Annotated in this window: 9 protein-coding genes; 4 read left to right on the plus strand and 5 right to left on the minus strand. The window is 30.6% G+C overall.

The genetic code is table 11. The features are described 5' to 3' along the window. Both ACWYN7_RS16810 and ACWYN7_RS16815 read right to left on the minus strand, forming a co-directional pair. Positions 1–3,197, minus strand: a 3,197-nt coding sequence (locus ACWYN7_RS16810) for a collagen-binding domain-containing protein (RefSeq protein ID WP_462861138.1), incomplete at its 3' end; no start/stop codon positions are given. A gap of 920 nt (positions 3,198–4,117) precedes the next feature. Next, positions 4,118–5,554, minus strand: a complete 1,437-nt coding sequence (locus tag ACWYN7_RS16815; RefSeq protein WP_462861139.1) for a sodium:solute symporter — start codon at positions 5,552–5,554, stop codon at positions 4,118–4,120. A gap of 101 nt (positions 5,555–5,655) precedes the next feature. Between ACWYN7_RS16815 and recR the strand changes: the two genes are divergently transcribed. Next, positions 5,656–6,273 (plus strand): recombination mediator RecR, encoded by a 618-nt coding sequence (gene recR / locus ACWYN7_RS16820; RefSeq protein ID WP_462861140.1) that lies wholly within the window; start codon positions 5,656–5,658, stop codon positions 6,271–6,273. 12 nt (positions 6,274–6,285) lie between these two features. Here recR and ACWYN7_RS16825 read toward each other — a convergent pair whose 3' ends face one another. Beyond that, complete coding sequence (locus ACWYN7_RS16825) at positions 6,286–7,116, minus strand: universal stress protein (RefSeq protein WP_462861141.1); 831 nt, start codon at positions 7,114–7,116, stop codon at positions 6,286–6,288. A 197-nt stretch (positions 7,117–7,313) separates the two neighbouring features. On the opposite strand from ACWYN7_RS16825, the gene rimP reads away from it, so the two are divergent. The 3 genes from rimP to infB are packed head-to-tail and all read left to right on the plus strand — an operon-like array spanning position 7,314 to position 11,943. Continuing rightward, positions 7,314–7,775, plus strand: a complete 462-nt coding sequence (rimP, locus tag ACWYN7_RS16830; RefSeq protein ID WP_462861142.1) for a ribosome assembly cofactor RimP — start codon at positions 7,314–7,316, stop codon at positions 7,773–7,775. Between the two features lie 11 nt (positions 7,776–7,786). Continuing rightward, positions 7,787–9,043 carry a transcription termination factor NusA gene (nusA, locus tag ACWYN7_RS16835; RefSeq protein ID WP_462861143.1) on the plus strand — a complete coding sequence of 419 codons (1,257 nt, stop codon included), beginning with the start codon at positions 7,787–7,789 and terminating at the stop codon, positions 9,041–9,043. A 59-nt stretch (positions 9,044–9,102) separates the two neighbouring features. Then, positions 9,103–11,943, plus strand: coding sequence for a translation initiation factor IF-2 (gene infB / locus ACWYN7_RS16840; protein WP_462861144.1), 2,841 nt, complete (start codon positions 9,103–9,105; stop codon positions 11,941–11,943). Positions 11,944–12,026: 83 nt separating this feature from the next. On the opposite strand, the gene ACWYN7_RS16845 is transcribed toward infB, so the two are convergent. After that, positions 12,027–14,744 carry a T9SS type B sorting domain-containing protein gene (locus ACWYN7_RS16845; protein WP_462861145.1) on the minus strand — a complete coding sequence of 906 codons (2,718 nt, stop codon included), beginning with the start codon at positions 14,742–14,744 and terminating at the stop codon, positions 12,027–12,029. Between the two features lie 5 nt (positions 14,745–14,749). After that, positions 14,750–14,893, minus strand: coding sequence for a T9SS type B sorting domain-containing protein (locus ACWYN7_RS16850; protein ID WP_462861146.1), 144 nt, complete (start codon positions 14,891–14,893; stop codon positions 14,750–14,752). Positions 14,894–14,905 lie beyond the last annotated feature (12 nt).

Below are 14,905 nucleotides of genomic sequence, written 5' to 3' on the forward strand. Positions count from 1 at the left end.
GACCAAGTTCCACCAGCAGGAGATCCTGAAAGCGTTTTAGTTTCATCTTCCGTGATTGAAGCCGTAGACGTTGTATTGATTGCTGTTATACAGATTGGAGTTACTGTAAAAGTTACATCGTCTGAAATAGCACTACAAGTTCCATTTGCTGGTAAAGTATATCTTAACTTAACAGTAGTATTTGTATTAATATTATTTGGAATATAAGTATTACCATTTATTGTTCCATCACCTGAAACAATAGACCAGGTTCCACCAGCAGGCGAAGCTGTTAATGTTTTGGTTTGATTTTCTGTAATGCTTGCTCCAGAAGTAGTATTGTTAATTGTTATTTCAGCTGGTTCAGATATTGTTAAATCTGCTCCTAAATCTATAGGGTAATCATTATCACCCCATTTAGCCCAAACATCATAGGTTCCTGGCGCTAAGTTAGAATAAGTCACACTTCCTTCATTATCACCTAATTTAGCTTGGTAAGTATTTCCACCATCTAAACTAAATACAATGTTAGTTCTAGAAGTATTATCCTCAAAAGTAATTGTTATTGTACCATCATCTAAACCATAACATGTAGCATCTGTTTTAGTTGCTGTTGCTGTAGGTAATGCTTCTACTGTAAATGTTACATCATCAGTAGTTGCAGCACAGTCTCCATCTGCAGCAATTGTGTATCTAATTTTAACTGTTTCATTAGAGATGATATCATCAGGAGTATATGTATTGCCAGAGATTGAACCACCACCAGAAACAATCGACCAAGTTCCTCCAGCAGGAGCACCCGTTAAAGTTTTGGTATCTAATTCGCTAATTGTTGCATTTGAAGTAGTGTTATCAGCAACCACATCACACACAGGAGTTACCGTAAACGTAACATCATCAGTTGTAGCAGCACAATCACCATCCGCAGCAATTGTATAACGAATTACGACAGTAGTATCTGTATTGATATCATCAGGTGTATAAGTAGAACCAGAGATTGAACCACCACCAGTAACGATTGACCAAGTACCTCCAGTTGGAGATCCTGAAAGCGTTTTAGTTTCATCCTCAGTGATTGAAGCTGTTGAAGTTGTATTATCAGCAACTACATCACAAACTGGAGTTACAGAAAAAGTAACAATGTCTGAAGTTTCTGCACAAGATCCATCAGCAGGAATAGTATATTTAATTTTAACAGTAGTATTGGTATTGATATCTGCAGGTGTATAAGTGTTTCCTGAGATAGACCCACCACCAGAAAAGATAGACCAAGTACCACCAACAGGAGATCCTGTTAATGTTTTTGTTTCATTTTCTGTGATAGAAGCAGTTGCTGTTGTATTATCTGCTACATCACAAGAGGCTTCAGTACAATTAATTAAAGCTGGAGAAAAATTAGCAGAATGTACTTCACCACCTGCATGGTTAAATGATAAACCAATTACTTGACCTTCTAAATTAGATTGGTTTACTGTTTTGTTAATGTTAGCGAAAGGTGCTAAAACTGAACCTACAATTGTTGAACTACCAACAATGTTAAGAGTTGTAGTGTTGTAAAAATTGTAGATAACGTAAGGTGCGTTTTGTTGACCAACACCAGATTGGTTCCAAACATCCCAATTGAAAGTACCAGGAGCATTTACATTTACTACTAAAATTTTAGTTGCACTTGGTGCAGTATTGTAAGTAAAAACATCTACATTGTTTAAATCTGTTCCTGTAACATTTAAATAGTTAACACCATCTTGTAAATTAATTTTTACTTGATTAGGTAAAGAAGTATTAGAAATAGATTGTCCGTTTGGATTTGTTAATTGTGCGTTATTTGCATTTTGAGATAATGTAGTTGCGTTAGTTTCTAATGTTTGAAACGCAGTAACAAAGTCTATTAAGTTGCTTTCAAAAACAGGGTTATTTATTTCAGAAACATTTAAGTTATTTGCATTTGTTTGTAGTTGTATTCTAGGTGAAGAATTATAGTTAGAACTAGGTGTAATTCTTATGTTAGAATATGCATTGTTTTGATCTGTATACCAAACAGTAGATCCTTGATTGTTACCAATCTTAACATAACTGTTTTGGTTAACTTGTAAAGAATTACCAGATTGGTAATTAATTTTACCTCCAACTAATAAACCAATAGGTGTGTTGTTTACTTGAAAAGTACCAGCATCATTAGTTGCAACTTGGTAGTTACCTAATAAGGTTAAGTCTCCTCCAGTAGCTACACTTCCTTCTGTTTCGTTAGTTTGTAAACTTAAATTATTTAAAATAAAAACGTTAAAATCTAATGCAGGTGCAGTAGGACTTGTTCTATCACAATTTAAACTTGTAACTGTAAATGTTACATCATCAGAAGTTTCGGCACAAGAACCATCAGCAGCAATTGTATATCTTAAAGTTACATTTGTATTTGCATTTATATCGTCTGGAGTATAAGTTGTGCCATTAATAGCACCACCTCCAGAAACGATAGACCAAGTACCACCAGCAGGCGAACCTGATAATGTTTTTGTTTCATTTTCTGTAATTGAAGCAGTTGTTGTTGTATTATCAGCTACATCACATTGAGGTACTGAGCTGTTTAAAACGTTTTGAAATTCAGCAGTTGAAAAAGACGCCAATTGAGAATAATCATTCCCTGCTTTTGCTAAAAATTGCTGATCTTGTAAAAAGTTTAGAGTGTATGTAATTTTAAAAGAACCCTGGCTATTACCTCCAATACCACTTACATTGTCTAATTTAAAACCTCTTTTGTTAAAAGGATCGTTATTTCCTGTTCCATAAACCATATTACCTGAAGTATTTCCAGAAACATTTTGCCAAGCAATATTTGAAAATGATCCATTCTGAGCGTCAATTGAGAAATGACTTAATTCTTTACATCCATTTCTACCTCCACCTTGTCCAATGTAAGTTATTAAAATTTCAATATCAAACTTTCCATTGTTAGGTAAAACAGATATTAATTCAGTTTTCCAACAACCACCTACGTGATTTTTTTCAATTCCATAATTAATGTTTGAATTGTTATAATTGTTATATCTGTTTCTGTTATCTTCCTGTGAATTTAACTTTGAACTTTCTAAAAAAGTTGATGTGTTATTATTGCTAGCTTTTGCTAAAATATTATTAGTAAATTCTAAGGGATTCTGAGAATTTGTATAGTAAAATAAGCATATACATACTAGGGTAATGATTTGCGTAATTTTTTTCATAGGGTGAAAAATTATAATTAGGGTTACAATTTTTATTTTCTTTTAGAACAATACTAAATAATAAGTTTTGATTTAGGAAAATCTTAAATTGTTAGCTTTTGTTTTTCGTTTTTTTTTTTTTAGGTAAAAAAATAGAGCACATAAAATCTACTTAATATTCAGTTACAGAATATTAAGTTCAATTTCTAATTTAGATTTAAAAAATAAATAGTTAGAGATTTTAATTACTGGAGTATTCAGTAATTCTTGAGGTTTTAGGGCTTTACTTTTCTTCATTAAAAAGTTTTAATTTAGGGTTATTAACTTTTAATTTTAAAACTTAAAAATCTTTTAATTTTCAAGTCTAATTTAATTACTATATAATACTCAAAGATTGTATGGGGTTAAAATACAGTTCTATAAAGTATATAATACTATTAATTATATGAAGATTGGGGATGTTTTAGCGCTTGAATTCTAAAACCAAATATTAAAACTTTTGCAAATATAATGAAAATATTTAAAAGCATAAGTTTTTAATTAATTATCAAATAATTAACATCAATAAAGGTTTTAAAAAAATCTTGTTAAGAAATTTCGGATTAGGTTCATTTTTAGGGGGTTTTAGGTTATTATAAACAAATATAATAAAAATATTGAAATTATTTTAATTTATTTTATTCTTTTTAAAATGATTATTTTTTTAATATAATTTTGATAGTCAGCGAGTTTTATATAATATTTAGTCTTTTTATTTTGCTTAATAGGGTTTTTTGAAAGTAAACCATATTTGCCTTTTTTGTTCATTAGATTTCTAAAAAAAAAACTAGTTATTTGTAAAAAATACGCATCATCTTTTCGTTTGCTTTTTTGAGATAGATGCTATTGATTAAATACACGTTTAAAATATAATTTCAAATTATTAAGAATTTAATTTCTAATTATTTATTTATCTTAAACAGTAATAATCCAATAAAAGTGATGGTTCCGTTTAAAATTAAAAGCGCAAAACCAAAGTCGAAATTAAAATATTTTAAGCATAAAAAGTTAATCAAAAAAGTAATAAAAGGTGATGAAATACAAATTATAGGAACAAATTTATCGATAACTTTTAGTTTTGTAAATAGGCCAAATGCGTATAATCCTAAAAGCGGGCCATATGTATAGTTGGCAAACGTAAATATTTTAGCAATTACACTTTCATCAGCAATAAAATATTTAAATATCAAAATGGTAGCAATTAAAACAAAAGAAAAAATAATATGTATTTTTTTTCGTGATTTTTCTTGCTCTATTTCATCCTTTTTTTTGTCAATTTCTAAAATATCAATACTAAAAGAAGTAGTTAGTGAAGTTAATGCAGAATCTGCACTGGAATAAGCAGCAGCAATTAAACCTAATAAAAAGAAAATAGCAGTTGCTAAACCTAAAGAGCCTTTGGTTGCGATTATTGGAAACAGTTGATCTTTATGAGCGTCAATTCCGTTTTTTTGCGCATAATCTGTTAAAAGTACGCCTAAAGCTAAAAAGAAAAAGTTTACAATTACCAAAACAATAGTAAACCAAAACATGTTTTTTTGAGCATCTTTTAAGTTTCTACAGGTTAAGTTTTTTTGCATCATATCTTGGTCTAAACCTGTCATAACAATGGCTACAAAAGCACCTGCTAAAAAGCGTTTCCAGAAATAATCGCCTGTTTTTACATCATCAAAAAAGAAAGTTTTAGAAAGTTCATTGTCAATAACATAAGAAAAAATATTACTGATTTGCATTTCATCAGAAATGGTGTAAATACAAACACCAACCGCAATTAACATAAATAAAGTTTGTAACGTATCTGTCCAAACAATAGTTTTTATTCCGCCTTTAAAGGTGTACAACCAAATCAATAAAATAGTAATGGTTACTGTTACCCAAAAAGGAATTCCATAAGCATCGAACAATAAAAGTTGAAGCACGTTTGCTACTAAAAACAGACGAAAAGCTGCGCCAATTGTTCTAGATAATAAGAAGAAAGAGGCGCCTGTTTTGTAAGAATATTTGCCAAATCTATCTTCTAAGTAAGTGTAAATTGATGTTAAATTAAGTCGATAATAAAGTGGTAATAAGACTAAACCAATTACAGCATAACCAATAACATACCCCAACACCATTTGCATATAACTCATGCTTTGCGCTTCTACCCAACCAGGAACCGAAATAAATGTAACCCCAGAAAGCGAAGCACCAATCATACCAAAAGCTACCAAATACCAAGGAGATGAGTTGTTTGCCTTAAAAAATGTTTTGTTATTGGCAGATTTTCCTGTAAGATAAGATATGAGGATCAATACAGTAAAATATCCAACGATTAATAAAATGATATGAAGTGGTTGCATTAGTAAATTACAAATTTCGAATTGTGAGATACGAATATAATCTATTTAAAAAATAATGCAATAATTTATATTTCGTAATTGTTAATTCCTAATTTTGCAATATGGATTTTTCATCAAAAATTTTAGAAAACGCAGTGAATGAAGTTTCACGATTACCAGGTATAGGTAAGCGTACAGCTTTGCGTTTGGTGTTGCATTTGCTAAAACAACCAGCAGAAAATACAAAATATTTATCTGAAGCTTTATTACATTTAAGAAATGATGTAAAAACCTGCGAAAAATGTCATAATATTTCTGATACTGTTCTGTGTGATATTTGTCAAAATCCGAAAAGAAATCCTGAAATTGTTTGTGTGGTAGAAGATATTAGAGATGTAATGGCTATTGAAAGTACTGCGCAGTTTAAAGGATTATATCATGTTTTAGGAGGAAAGATATCTCCTATAGAAGGTATTGGTCCTCAAAATTTACAAATTGAATCTTTGGTAAAAAAAGTAGAAGAAGGAGAAATTAAAGAGCTTATTTTTGCATTAAGCTCAACTATGGAAGGTGATACAACTAATTTTTACATCTACAAACAATTGCAAAAATTTGATATTACAACATCTACAATTGCAAGAGGTATTGCTGTTGGAGATGAGTTAGAATATGCAGATGAAGTTACTTTGGGTAGAAGTATCATCAACAGAATTCCTTTTGAGCAAAGTATTAGTAGTTAGTGCTGATTAACCTTAAACTTTTATGGTTAAAATAGGTTTCAATGCTTTTTTAGATATAGATTTGGTAACACTGGGTGTAAATAAATGAGACAATCCACTTCTGCCATGTGTGCTCAAAGCAATTAAATCTACATTAAAATCTTTAGAAAAGTTTAAAATTCCTTTTTCTATAGAAACATCATTATATGTATGAATAGTGTATTTGGGTAAATTAAATTCTTTAATAAAATTGTTTACTTTTTTAGTAGCTTCTTGTGAGCTTTCAAAACGAGAAGGCGTATTTACTTTTAACAAATGAATTTCACTTTTAAAGTGATTTGCAAAATCGAGAAATTTTTTAAATACAGGTTTTTTATCTTCATTCTTAAAACTAGAAGCAAAAATAAGGTTGTGCATTCTAAATTTATCATTGTCTTTTTTAACAACAATAACTGGCACTTTTGATGTTCTTACCACTTTTTCTGTGTTAGAGCCAATTAAAATTTCTTCAAAATTAGAATGCCCTTTAGAACCCATAATAATTAAATCGGCTTCAATTTTATCTGCATATTCTAAAATACCTTCATAAGGGTTTTGAAAACGAATTGCATGATGAACTTCTGTCTTTTTATTAAAATATGCTTCTTTAAATTCTAAAATACGCTCTTTAACTTTTCTTAAATACAACATGCTTTCAGGAATACTAAAATTACTACCTGCACCCATATCTATAATTCCAGTTGGCAATTCTATCATATGTAATAAATAGACAACACTGTTCGATTTTTTAGCAATTCTTGCAGCCATTTTTGAGGCAAATTCAGACTTTTTAGAAAAATCAATAGGGACTAGAATTTTTTCCATAATTACAGTATTTTAGGTTAAATAAATGAGATATTTAAAGTTACGAAAATAATTGGATATAATTCAGTTTGTTAAATACTAAAGAATTCGTATATTTGCACCGATTTTAATAATAAATGAAGAATGCAGGGGACTTAAAGTCCCCTCTTTTTATACTCAAAATCAATATTTTTTTGAGGAGTTTATCAAAATTTGTAATGGATCAAAACAAGATAAAAGATTTAGTAGAAGAAGCATTAGCATTGAATGAAAGTTTGTTTTTGATTGATTTATCAATATCAGTAAACAATAAAATTCAAGTTACTGTTGATGGAGATAATGGAGTACCACTAAGCGAATGCATTAGAATTAGTAGAAATGTAGAGCATAATTTAGACAGAGAAGAAGAAGATTTTGCCTTAGAAGTTACTACTCCAGATATTTCACATCCATTAAAAGAAAAAAGACAGTACAAAAAGAATATCAATAGAATATTAAAAGTAAAAACTGCAGAACAAGAAGTAGAAGGTACATTATCTGAGGCAGATGATGATAAAATTGTACTGAATTGGAAAGCAAGAGAACCCAAACCAATAGGTAAAGGAAAAGTTACTGTACAAAAAACAGCAACTATAGCATATAAAGATATTAAAGAGGCAAAAGTGAAGATTGTATTTTAAGTAAAGATGTAATGGAAAATATAGCGTTAATTGATTCGTTTTCAGAATTTAAAGATAATAAAAGTATAGACAGAGTAACATTAATGTCTATTTTAGAAGAAGTTTTTAGAGCTGCTTTAAAACGTAAATTTGGTTCAGATGATAATTTTGATATTATTATTAACCCAGATAAAGGAGATTTAGAAATTTGGAGAAATAGAGTGGTGGTTGCAGATGGCTTTTCTGAAGATGATAATGAAGAAATAGAATTATCAGAAGCTAGAAAAATTGAGCCAGATTTTGAAATAGGAGAAGATGTATCTGAAGAAGTAAAATTAATAGATTTAGGAAGAAGGGCAATTTTAGCATTACGTCAAAACTTAATTTCAAAAATTTACGAGCACGATAGTACAAACATCTTTAAACAATTTAAAGAATTAGAAGGCGATTTATATAGTGCAGAAGTGCATCACATTCGTCATAATGCAATTATTTTATTAGATGATGATGGTAATGAAATTGTGTTGCCAAAAAGCGAACAAATTCGTTCAGATTTTTTTAGAAAAGGAGATTCTGTAAGAGGTGTTATAAAAACAGTAGAATTAAGAGGTAACAAACCAGCAATTATATTGTCTAGAACATCGCCAGCATTTTTAAATAAATTATTCGAACAAGAAATTCCTGAAGTTTTCGATGGTTTAATTACAGTAGAAGGAGTTGCAAGAATACCTGGAGAAAAAGCAAAAGTTGCTGTAGATTCTTATGATGATAGAATAGATCCTGTTGGTGCTTGTGTAGGTGTTAAAGGTTCTAGAATTCACGGAATTGTACGTGAGTTGGGTAACGAAAATATAGATGTTATCAACTATACCAAAAACGAACAATTGTTTATTTCTAGAGCATTGAGTCCTGCAAAAGTAACCTCAATGGAAATAACCATGTACGAAGAGGAAAAAAATGGTAAAAAAGGACGTGTAAGTGTACTTTTAAAACCAGAAGAAGTTTCTAAAGCAATTGGTAGAGGTGGTGTAAACATACGTTTGGCAAGTGAGTTAACAGGTTATGAAATAGACGTTCAAAGAGAAGGTTTAGAAGAAGAAGATGTAGAGTTAACAGAATTTATCGACGAAATCGAAGATTGGGTTATTACAGAATTCAAGAAAATTGGTTTAGATACTGCAAGAAGCGTTTTAGAAACTAGCGTTGCAGAATTGGTAAAAAGAACTGATTTAGAAGAAGAAACGATCGTAGACGTTCAACGAATTTTAAAAGAAGAATTCGAGGACTAATAATAGTAAAAAGTTAAGTAAAAAGTATATTTTTACAAAAATAAAGTTAAAAAGAATATATGTCTGAAGGCAAAACAATGAGGCTTAATAAGGTTTTAAGGGAATTAAATATTTCTCTTGATAGAGCTGTCGAATTTTTAGCAGATAAAGGTCATGAAATAGAATCAAGACCAACCACTAAAATTACGGGAGATATCTATCAAGTTTTACTTGATGGCTTTGAAACAGATGCAAACAAGAAAGCTGCATCTAAAGAAGTAGGAGAGGAAAAACGTAAAGAGAAAGAAGCAATTCGTTTAGCAGCCGAAGCCAAATTAGAAAAGAAAAGAGCAGAAGAAGCAAAGAAAGAAGAAATTCTTAAAGCCAAGGCAGATAGATTTGAGTTGAAAACTGTTGGTAAAATTGATATTGACAATGTTGGTAAAAAACCAATCGATAAAAAAGAGGAAGTAAAAGAAGAACCTAAAGAAGAGGTTGTTGCTAAAACTGAACCTACTGTCGAAGTTAAAGAGCCAGCAAAAGTAGAAGAACAACCCAAAGTTGAAGAAGCTAAAGTAGAAAAACCAATTGCGGAAACGCCAAAGGTTAAAAAGCCAGTTTCAGAAATTGAAAAAGCTGCTTTAAGGGTAGATAAGAAAACTGAAGCTAAAAAAGGCAATGCTAAAGTAGAAGAAAAAACTGAAGAGGTTACTCCAGAAAATGCTGAAGCAATAAAAACGCAATACAAAAAGCTAGATGGGCCAAACTTTACAGGTAAAAAAATTGATTTAAAACAATTTGAAAGACCTAAAAAGAAAAAACCAGAAGTTAAAAAACCTACTACTGCAGATGCTAAGAAAAAGCGTAAGCGTATAAGCAAACCAAATACATCTACTAGTAATAGAAGTAACCCAAATAATAGAGCTGGGCAAGGCAACAACAGAGGTGGCCAAGGTAATAATAGACCAGGTTTTAGAGGTAGAGGAAACCAAAGAACTCCGATTAAAAAAGAAGAGCCAACAGAAGCAGATATTCAAAAACAAGTTAGAGAAACTCTAGAAAAGTTACAAGGAAAATCTTCTAAAGGTAAAGGAGCAAAATATCGTAGAAATAAAAGAGATGCTCACAGAGAGCAAACAGAAGCAGAATTAGAAGCACAAGCATTAGACAATAAAATCTTAAAAGTAACCGAATTTGTTACGGTAAGTGAAGTTGCAACAATGATGGATGTACCTGTAACTCAGATTATTTCATCTTGTATGATGTTAGGTATGATGGTAACTATGAATCAGCGTTTAGACGCAGAAACATTAGTTATTGTTGCGGAAGAGTTCAATTATAAAGTAGAGTTTGTTGGTGCTGAAGTAGAAGAATCAATAGAAGAAGTAGAAGATAAACCAGAAGATTTAGAATTAAGAGCGCCAATTATTACTGTAATGGGGCACGTAGATCATGGTAAAACTTCTCTATTAGATTATATTAGAAAAGCAAATATTGTTGATGGAGAAAGTGGAGGAATTACGCAACATATTGGAGCGTATTCTGTAAATGTTGGCGATCAAAAAATTGCATTTTTAGATACACCTGGTCACGAGGCCTTTACAGCAATGCGTGCACGTGGAGCACAAGTTACAGATTTAGTAATTATTGTAGTTGCAGCAGACGATGATGTAATGCCACAAACCAAAGAGGCAATTTCTCACGCACAAGCAGCAGGTGTTCCAATTATTTTTGCAATTAATAAAATTGATAAGCCAAACGCTAATCCAGATAATGTTAAAACGCAACTTTCTTCAATGAATTTATTGATAGAAGAATGGGGTGGTAATATTCAATCTCAAGATATATCAGCAAAAACAGGTCAAGGAATTGATGAGCTTTTAGAAAAAGTTTTATTAGAAGCAGAAATTTTAGAATTAAAAGCAAATCCTAATAAAAATGCAGTTGGTACAGTTGTAGAAGCACTTTTAGATAAAGGTAGAGGTTATGTAACTACAATTTTAGTACAAGCAGGTACACTTAAAATTGGAGATTATTTATTAGCGGGTAAACATAGTGGTAAAGTAAAAGCTATGTTCGATGATAAAGGAAAGAAATTAAAGAAAGCGGGGCCATCAACACCAGTATCAATCTTAGGTTTAGATGGTGCACCACAGGCAGGTGATAAATTTAATGTATTTGAAGACGAAAGAGAAGCAAAACAAATTGCCTCTAAACGTTCGCAATTACAACGTGAGCAATCTGTAAGAACTCAGAAAACATTAACGTTAGATGAAATTGGACGTAGAATTGCATTAGGAGACTTTAAAGAATTAAACATTATCCTTAAAGGAGATGTGGATGGTTCTGTAGAAGCCTTAACAGATTCTTTCCAGAAATTATCTACCGAAGAAATTCAAGTTAATATTTTACATAAGGGTGTTGGTGCCATTACAGAAAGTGATGTATTGTTAGCAACAGCATCAGATGCAATTATTGTTGGGTTTAATGTAAGACCACAAGGTAATGCACGAGCAGTAGCAGATAGAGAAGAAGTAGATATTAGAACATACTCAATTATTTATGCAGCAATCAATGACTTAAAAGATGCCATGGAAGGAATGTTATCTCCTGAAATGAAAGAAGAAGTTACTGGTAATGTAGAAATTAGAGAGGTTTATAAAATATCTAAAGTTGGTAATATTGCAGGTTGTATGGTAATGTCTGGTAAAATCTTTAGAGATTCTCAAATTAGAATTATTAGAGATGGTATTGTAGTTCACGATGGTGTTTTAGCTTCATTAAAACGTTTTAAAGACGATGTAAAAGAAGTTGCTAAAGGTTATGATTGTGGTATTCAGATAAAGAATTATAATGATATTGCTGAAGGCGATGTGATAGAAGCATACAAAGAAATAGCAGTTAAAAAGAAATTGAAATAAAACCTTTTTTTTTAACGATAAATAAAAAACACCAAAACGAATAGTTTTGGTGTTTTTTTATGCTTAGAATTCTTATAATTATTTTAGTTTCTAATTAAGCTGAAATTACCAGCTTCCTCAATTACATTATTATCTTTATCAATAATTTCTGCTTTAAACCAATAGTTGTTAGAGCTTAAATTTTTACCATTATAAGTACCATCCCAACCTAAGGAATTAAAATCTGTAATAGTACCAATTACTTTACCATATCTATCAAAAATTAAAACATTAATCGATTTAAATTCATTGGCATCTATTCCTTTAATGTTCCAATAATCATTATCACCATCACCATTTGGTGTAAAGAATTTTTTAAAACCAATTACAGTAATATCTGCTTCTACAGGTTGTTCGCAATTATTGGTATCTCTAATATAAATGGTTCTTAAACCAGGTTCTACTTGAGTAAACGTATAAGATGTTGAGTTGCCACTAAAATTAATATTGTCTAAAGAAAATTCGTAACTACTATTTCCAAGTATTTCAACTTCTATTATGTTATTGGTTTCGTCTTCTGTATTAACTTCAATATTATCAAAAATGGCTTTTTCAGGATTTATAACTGAAAAACTCTTAGTGTTTGAGCAAAGCAAACCATTTTCAGATTTATATACCGTTAATGAAAATTCGCCAATAGCATCTAATGTAAAATCTTGGTTTATATTAATAATATCACCTGCGCTATTTCTCCATTCAAAACGTTCATTACTGCTATCTGCACTAATAATTACGGGTGGTTTTGCACTTGGATCAAAACAAATGGTATAAGTATCTTCAATATTTATTTTAGGTTCTGTATTAACAATTAAACTTATGGGTTCTATACCTCCACAGCCTAAAGAAGTATCTGCTCTTACCCAAATAGTTGTTGTAGGAGAAATATAATTGATTTCTCTAATTTCATTTCTATTGGTTTGTGCACTATTAGAATCTGGATAAAAACGAAGATTTGTAGTTGATGGTATGCCTAAATTAGTTCTTATTTCTTCTTCTTTAAGTTGTAAATTAAAGCTTCCATTTAAACCATCATTTGGTAATGGACAAGAGTATAAGTTAGATATGTTATCAAGCTCTACAAACAAAGATTCTATTGTAAATTCAGCTAAACTAGAGCATCCATAACTATTAAAAATTTTGGCATAGATGGTTTGCGGATTACTAATATTGGTGTAATTTTCTGGATCTACTATTGGGTTATCACTTAAATAATCATCATAACTTTTGTAATAATAAATTTCTAATCTATTACCAAAAGGTGTAATATCACTACTAACAGTAGTTAAGTTAAAACTATCTGTACCATTATTATCAAAATCGCACTGTACAATTTTTTGATCATTTATAACTTCAGGAGGTGAGTAAATACTGATGTTTTTAGTTACAGTAATCTGTCTATTGTTAATGGTAATATTGGCTGTAATTTTATATTGTCCTGGTGTTGTGTATGAGTGTTCTGGAGAAATTTCTAATGATGTTGTGTCATCGCCAAAATCCCATTCTGCTGCAGTAATATTTGCATAGGTATCTACCTCTAGAAATATATTGTTATTAATACAACCATTATCAGCAATAATTCTTGTTCTAAAGTAAGATTGCACAAAGTTGGGTAGTCCTAAAATAGATTCTGCAGTTAGTAAATCAACAGAGTTTTCAGTAAATGTAGCTAAAGTTTTATCAGAAGTTTTAGGAGGGTTAATTTGACTCAAGTAATTGCCACCTTCTGTTTCGCTACTAGAAGTGGTCATATAAATATTACCATCACTAGCCAATTGCATATAGTTTCCATTAGAATAGGCATCTATATTTTCTGCAACATGCACTACTTGTCTATCGTCTAAATCATCTGTTTTATACTGAAAAATTGTGTTTTTTCCATTGGGTATGTTTACAGATTCTACATAAACGTGTTTTGAATCTTGAGAAAATTCAATTGCGTGTATTGTTGGAAATGGTCTAGGAGGAAAAAAACCTTCTAAAACACTTAAAAAATCTGTTGAAGTTATACTACCATTTTCAGTATTAAAATTAGCAAATATAGCAGTAGTATTATTGCTCATTGCAATGTATTCTCCATTAGGAGATACTTTTAAAGCTCCATTATTTTCACTAGCAGGAATAGTTATTTCTGTTGTAACTGGAGTTCTATTTACTCCAGTTTCATCAATTTTATATGCATAAAATGTATTGTAATTAATACTAGATGAATTTTCTTTACCAAAAGTAATAACCCAAAAAGATTTACCATCTTTAGCATGTACAGCTGTAAGTTTTTCTGACGCTAAAGAAGTTAATGCTGTATTTTTTTTAGTTACTGCACCTAGGCCTCCATTTAGTGATAAATCTATTGTTGAGAAATATAGACCAGGAGCAATTGCAGCACCTAATGGAGGTGTGTCATTAGTAACTTTTAAGGTAAAAAGATAATAGATGTTTTCATCATCTGGATTTGGAATTACAATACAACTTTGCAAAACTTCATCATCACTTGCCAATAAAGCTCCATTTTGCATTCCTAAATGATTTTTATTAAATACATAAACACCATCTGTGTAAAATAGTAAGTTTCCATTTTTATCAGAAATTGAGGTACTACCTTTTGGGGTAGATAAATTTCCATCATTTAGAACAACGGGTTTACCATTTGCAAAATTAAGACTAGCATAATTACCAAAATACCAATTTTCAGTTTCTCTTTGTCCATAAGTTAAGTAAGTTGTGAGTAAAAAGAGGAGAACTAAAATTGGTCTTTTGTATAGCATAATTTTTATTTTCTTAAGAGTGAGAAATTTCCTTTTTTATTGATGGTGGGTTTATTAGTGTCAGCAGGAATTAGCGTAATATTGTACCAGTAATCATCAGAAGGGAGTAGTTTGCCTTGATACATTCCATCCCAACCTTGGCTGTCTATAGGTTCTTGAGC

It is taken from the genome of Polaribacter sp. M10, from assembly GCF_054968445.1.